At 66.7% G+C, this 5,769-nt stretch carries 3 protein-coding genes; all 3 read left to right on the top strand.

The genetic code is table 11. The annotated features are described in order from the left end of the window. Positions 1-276 precede the first annotated feature (276 nt). Positions 277-2,952, top strand: coding sequence for a replicative DNA helicase (locus tag QZY44_RS17295; protein ID WP_295448911.1), 2,676 nt, complete (start codon positions 277-279; stop codon positions 2,950-2,952). 327 nt (positions 2,953-3,279) lie between these two features. Beyond that, positions 3,280-5,217: an SUMF1/EgtB/PvdO family nonheme iron enzyme gene (locus tag QZY44_RS17290; protein WP_295448908.1), complete on the top strand. Its 1,938-nt coding sequence runs from the start codon at positions 3,280-3,282 to the stop codon at positions 5,215-5,217. Between the two features lie 73 nt (positions 5,218-5,290). After that, complete coding sequence (locus tag QZY44_RS17285) at positions 5,291-5,683, top strand: hypothetical protein (protein ID WP_295448905.1); 393 nt, start codon at positions 5,291-5,293, stop codon at positions 5,681-5,683. Positions 5,684-5,769: the final 86 nt, after the last annotated feature.

The following is a 5,769-nucleotide window of genomic DNA, read 5'->3' as shown; positions in this document are numbered from 1 at the left end:
GATCTGGCCGCTCCTACGTGCGTAGGAGCGGCCCCCCGGCCGCGACGGGCTGCCGCGAGGATCGGTGGCCGGAGTGACGATCACGCTCCTGCCCTGCAATCTGCCCCTTGTCCCTCCCCGGGGCAGGGGTCACAATCCGAGGTTATCCCGTCCCCCATCTGCACGTGCGCGCCCACCCACCGGGTCCGGGCGGCGGGGCGGTTTTGCCATTCATCGCACCCTGGAGCGGCCGGCCTTGCGGCCGCCGCCCCTTGGCGCGCGCTCGCCGAGGGAACTATGCACGATCCGACCGACCAGGAGCCCCTGGGCCACTATCCAGACGCCGCCATGGAGAGCCTGCGCGTCCCGCCCCACAACATCCACGCTGAGCAATCCATGCTCGGCGGTCTCATGCTGGACAACAGCACCTGGGACCGCATCGCCGACATGGTGGTGGAGGGCGACCTGTACCGGCGCGAGCACCGCCTGATCTTTCGTGCCGTGACCAAGCTTGCCGGGGCCGACCAGCCGTTTGACGTGGTCACCCTGGCCGAGACCCTGGAGCGTAGCGAGCAACTGGAAGCGGCCGGTGGGCTCTCCTATCTGGGCACCCTGGTCAACGAGACGCCGAGCGCGGCCAACATCAAGGCCTATGCCAAGATCGTGCGTCAGACCTCGGTGCTGCGCCAGATGATCGCGGCCGGCACCGAGATCGCCGATAGCGGCTACAACCCCGCCGGTCGGGACGCGAGCGAACTGCTGGACATGGCCGAGCGCCGGGTGTTCGAGATCGCCGAGCAGGAGACCCGCGGCGGCGGCGCCGGCTTCCAGCCGATCAAGGCCCTGCTCACCAAGGCGGTGGAGCGCATCGACGACCTCTACCGGCGCGACGAGCCCATCACCGGGCTCTCCACCGGCTTCACCGATTTTGATTTGATGACCTCCGGGCTCCAGCCGTCGGACCTGATCATCGTGGCGGGGCGGCCGTCGATGGGAAAAACTAGTTTTGCTATGAACTTAGCCGAACATGCGGCCATCCAGGGCGGCAAGCCGGTGGCGGTGTTCAGTATGGAAATGCCGGGCGATGCCCTGGCCATGCGCATGATGGCCTCGCTGGGGCGGATTGACTCACACCGGGTGCGCACCGGCAAGCTGGAAGACGACGAATGGCCGCGTCTGACCTCCGCGGTCAATATCCTGGCCGCGGCCTCGCTCTTCATCGACGATACGCCGGCACTCTCCCCGACCGAATTGCGTGCCCGTGCGCGGCGGCTCAAGCGTGAGCACGGCGATCTGGGGCTCGTCGTCATCGATTATCTCCAGCTCATGCAGGTGCCGGGGTCGAATGAGAACCGCACCACCGAAATCTCAGAAATCTCGCGCTCACTCAAGGCCCTGGCCAAGGAGCTGTCGGTGCCGGTGATTGCACTCTCACAGCTCAACCGCAGCCTGGAGCAGCGGCCGAATAAGCGGCCGGTGATGTCGGACCTGCGTGAATGCGTGACTGGGGATACCCCGGTGGTGTTGGCAGACGGGCGGCGGGTACCGATCCAGGAACTGGTCGGCACCAAGGTCCAGGTGATTGCGGTGGACGCGCACGACAAGCTGGTTGGGGCCGAGTCCGACCGGATCTGGGCGGTGGGCCGACGCCCGGTCTGGCGGGTGCGCCTCGCCAGCGGGCGTTCCATCCGTGCCACGGCGGAGCATCGCCTACTCGCCGGTGACGGCTGGAAAACGGTCGGTGAGCTGGGCGCGGGTGATCGCCTGGCCCTGTCCCGGTTCCTGCCGGAGCCGCAGACGCCGCAGCGTTGGCCGGAACACGAGTTGATCCTGCTGGCGCACTTGATGGGCGATGGCAGTTATCTCAGCGGCCAACCACTGCGCTATACCACGGCGTCCGAGGACAACAGTCGGGCCGTGACCGAGGCCGCCCGCGATGGTTTCGGCGTGCAGGTCAACCGCCATGCGGGCCGCGGCACTTGGCATCAGTTGGTGTTGAGCGGCAACGGTAACCGTTGGCACCCTGCCGGAGTCAACCTCTGGTTACGCGGCCTTGGTGTATTCGGGCAGCGCTCCCATGAGAAGCGCGTTCCCGCCGGTCTGTTCCAGCTCGATAACGGACAAATCGCGCTCTTCCTGCGTCACCTCTGGGCGACGGATGGCACCATCTCCGCGCGCAAGCCGGGGCAGCGCGGCAGTCACGGCATTCACCTGAGTACCAATAGCCGTGGTTTGGCCGATGACGTGGCGGCGCTCCTGCTGCGGCTGGGGATTGTCGCCCGCATCCAGACGGTAGAGAGTGCAACGTATCGCTCCACCCACATGGTCTGCGTGCTTGGCGTTGAGCAGCAGTTGCGATTCTTGGATCACGTGGGGGCCTTTGGCCCGCGCGTCCCGCAAGCCGAGCGGCTGCGGGACCTGATCCACGATGTGCGGCCCAATACGAACGTGGACACCCTGCCGCAGGAGATTTTCGCCGAGATCCGCACGGCTATGGGGCAACAGGGAGTCAGCCAGCGGGCCATGGCCGCGTTGCGTGGCACGAGCTACGGGGGTACCTCTCACTTCCAGTTTGCGCCCTCACGCGCCGTCGTCGCCAGCTATGCCGAGCTTCTGCATGATCCCGAGCTGATGGAGCAGGCGCGGAGCGACCTGTTTTGGGACCGGGTGCTGGTGGTGGAGCCTGCGGGCGAGGAAGATGTCTATGACCTGACGGTGCCGGGACCGGCCAGTTGGCTCGCGGACGGTATTGTCAGTCATAATTCCGGTGCAATCGAACAGGACGCAGACTTAATCGCCTTCATTTACCGCGACGAGGTCTATAACGCCGAGAGTAAAGACAAGGGGGTGGCGGAGATCATCATCGCCAAGCAGCGCAACGGGCCGATCGGCACCCTGCGCCTCGCCTTCCTGGGCAAATACACCAAGTTCGAGAACTACACCGACAACTATTACGGCGAGGAGATGCATTGACCCTGGGAGCACCACACCCCAATGCGGCGCGATCTCGCAAACGGCCGCGGCGTCGCATGTACCCTCTGTAGGCTGGGTAGAGCGCAGCGAAACCCAGCAATGAAGGTCTTGGCGAAGCACTGACGATGGGTTTCGCTGCGCTCAACCCATCCTACGGGAATACGTTCACAGTCTCAGTGGGGTGCGGCGTCCCCAAGGGTGCCCCAGCGCCCGCGGGGCGGGCGATGTCACCGCAGCGGCGAAAAAAGGTCCCCGACAGTACCGGTCCCCCTTTCCCGCGTCCGCGGGGTTAGAATTGCCCATCCCCGGTGCATCCGCAGGACCCCTATGCCCCCCGCGGCCAAGAAAACTGCCCTGCTGATCGGCAATGACCGCTATCAGGACGTGCGCCTCCAGCCCCTTGTGGTGCCGGGGGAGGACGTGCGCGCGCTCAAGGCGGTGCTCGCGGACCCCGCCATCGGCGGCTTCGATGTCGTGCAGGAGCTGTATAACGCCGACCGCAACGGGGTCGCGGGCGAGATCGAGCGCCTGTTCAAGCAGGCCGCACGCGATGACCTGGTGCTGCTCTATTTTTCCGGCCACGGCATCCTGGACGCGCTCGGGCGGCTCTCGCTGGCTCTCGCTGAGACCAATGTCGATCTTCCGGTTACCACGGCCCTGCGCGCGGAGGACCTGCGTGACCTCATGGAGACGGCGCGCTGTCGGCGCCAGGTCCTGATCCTCGATTGCTGCTACTCCGGCGCCTTTGCCCGCGCGGCCAAGGACGGCGGCCCGGTCCCCGCCGTGACCCCGGAGACCTTCAGTTCACAGGGTGAGGGGCGGGTGGCGTTGCTGTCATCCACCGCCACCCAGCGCTCGTTTGAGGGCGAGCGCGTGCAGGGTGAGACCCAGCGCTCGGTCTTTACGCACTGGCTGGTGGAGGGCCTGAGCACCGGCGAGGCGGCGGCGGGCGAGGGCTTCGTGACCGAGGAGGCCCTGTTCCAATACGCCTATGACCGGGTGCGGGCCGTGGGTGCCGATATGACGCCGCAGCGCTGGGTGGGGCGCCAGCATGGGCGGCTGGTGATTGCCCGCAATCCCTATCCGCCGGCCCTGGTTCCGGTGGCGAGGCCTGAGGACCTGCTGCCGGCGGATATGCTGGCGGATCTCGCATCCGCCAATCCGCGCACCCGGCTGGGGAGCGTGCATGACCTGGCGGGGTTGCTGAGCGACCCCGAGCGGGGGGGCGCGGTGCGGACGGTCCTGGCGGGGCAGTTGGCGGCGGAGCGGGATTATCAGGTGCGGGCATTGATTGAGCGGGTGCTCAAGGCCGAGGCGCCGGACGATCCGGGGCCGGTGGTGCCGCCGCCGGAAGTCCCCGAAGGACCGAAAAGGCACTGGGGTTCGCTGTGGCTGGCGGGCGGGCTGCTGGTGGCGGTCGTGATGGTGGTCGATCTGGGGCGGGTGGCTGGGCTGATCCGGATCCCCCCGGAACCGGTCGCGCCGGCCAGTGAGGCATGCGTGAAGGACAAGCCACTATCGACTTGCCGCGATACGCTCAAGGACAGGTCCCTGGGGCCGGAGATGGTTGTACTGTCTGCCGGGTCTTTCACCATGGGCTCGCCGACGGGGGAGCCCGCGCGGGGCACTGACGAGAAGCAGCATCAGGTGCAGATCGCGCAGCCCTTCGCCATCGGCAAGCACGAAGTGACCTTCGATGAGTACGACCGCTTTGCCAAGGCGACCTGGCGCAAGTTGCCGCAGGACAGTTGGGGGCGCAAAGATCAGCCGGTCATCAATGCGACCTGGGCCGATGCCACGGCCTATGCCGCCTGGTTCGCCGACCACACCGGCAAGCCCTATCGCCTGCCCACCGAGGCCGAGTGGGAGTATGCCGCCCGAGCGGGGACCGCGACCCCATTCTGGACCGGTGACTGCATCAAGACCGACCAAGCCAACTACAACGGCGGTGACTACAATGGGTGCGGGGCGGGTGAGTCTCGTGGGCAGACGGTCCCGGTCGGTAGCCTGCCGGCCAACCCCTGGGGGCTGCACGAGGTGGCAGGCAATGTCTGGGAGTGGACTTGTTCGGTATATGCCGATTCATATGGGGGGCAAGAGCAGCGGTGTGATGGCAATAATGAGACCAAGAACGATGCCCGGCGCGTGCTGCGCGGCGGCTCGTGGTTCTACGGCCCGTGGTTCCTCCGCTCCGCCTACCGCTCCTCGCTCCCCGCGAATGTTGGCGTCGACAACGTCGGCTTTCGTCTCGCTAGGACTCTTTGACCCTTTGCTCTTTGTCCCATTGCTCTCGTGACGCCGCGCAGCGGTGTCACCAGATACCAGAGAGGAGACCCCGATGACCGAGAAGACCATCACCCTGTTGCTGGAGCCCCAGACCCCGGACGCACTGTCCGCGGGCGAACTGGACGCGCTGACCCGCGCACTGGCCCGGCAGTTGGACGCGCCCGAGCTGACGGCCGCGGTCGCCCTGCCCGAGCCTGCGGAGGCGTTGGACCGGCCGGGCGCCAAGGGTCTGGGCCAGGCCCTGGGAACCCTGGTGCTGGAGGTCTTGCCCAAGACGGTGCCGGCCCTGGTGGACTTTCTGAAGGGGTGGGTGACGCGTGACGCGCGGGTGGTGATCAAGGTGCAGAAGGATGGGCGCGCCATCAAGGTCGCCTTCGATCCCAGGACCATGAAAGAGGCCCAGGTGGAGATCATGACCCGGCGGCTGCTCAATCTACTGGGGTGACTTCGTCGCGGCCTGGGGGCCGCTCCTACCCGCGTAGGAGCGGCCCCCAGGCCGCGACGGGTAGCCGCAAGCGTGATGCCCGGAGT

The organism is uncultured Thiodictyon sp. (genome assembly GCA_903837595.1).
In the GTDB taxonomy this organism is placed as follows: Bacteria; Pseudomonadota; Gammaproteobacteria; order Chromatiales; family Chromatiaceae; genus Thiodictyon.
The sequence above is the reverse complement of the archived record's forward strand: the minus strand, read 5'-3'. Positions and strand labels throughout refer to the sequence as shown.

Bases quoted from the DNA above. Each gene is read 5' to 3' on its own strand.
- QZY44_RS17290 (WP_295448908.1), top strand. From the start codon at position 3,280: ATGCCCCCCGCGGCCAAGAAAACTGCCCTGCTGATCGGCAATGACCGC.
- QZY44_RS17295 (WP_295448911.1), top strand. From the start codon at position 277: ATGCACGATCCGACCGACCAGGAGCCCCTGGGCCACTATCCAGACGCC.
- QZY44_RS17285 (WP_295448905.1), top strand. From the start codon at position 5,291: ATGACCGAGAAGACCATCACCCTGTTGCTGGAGCCCCAGACCCCGGAC.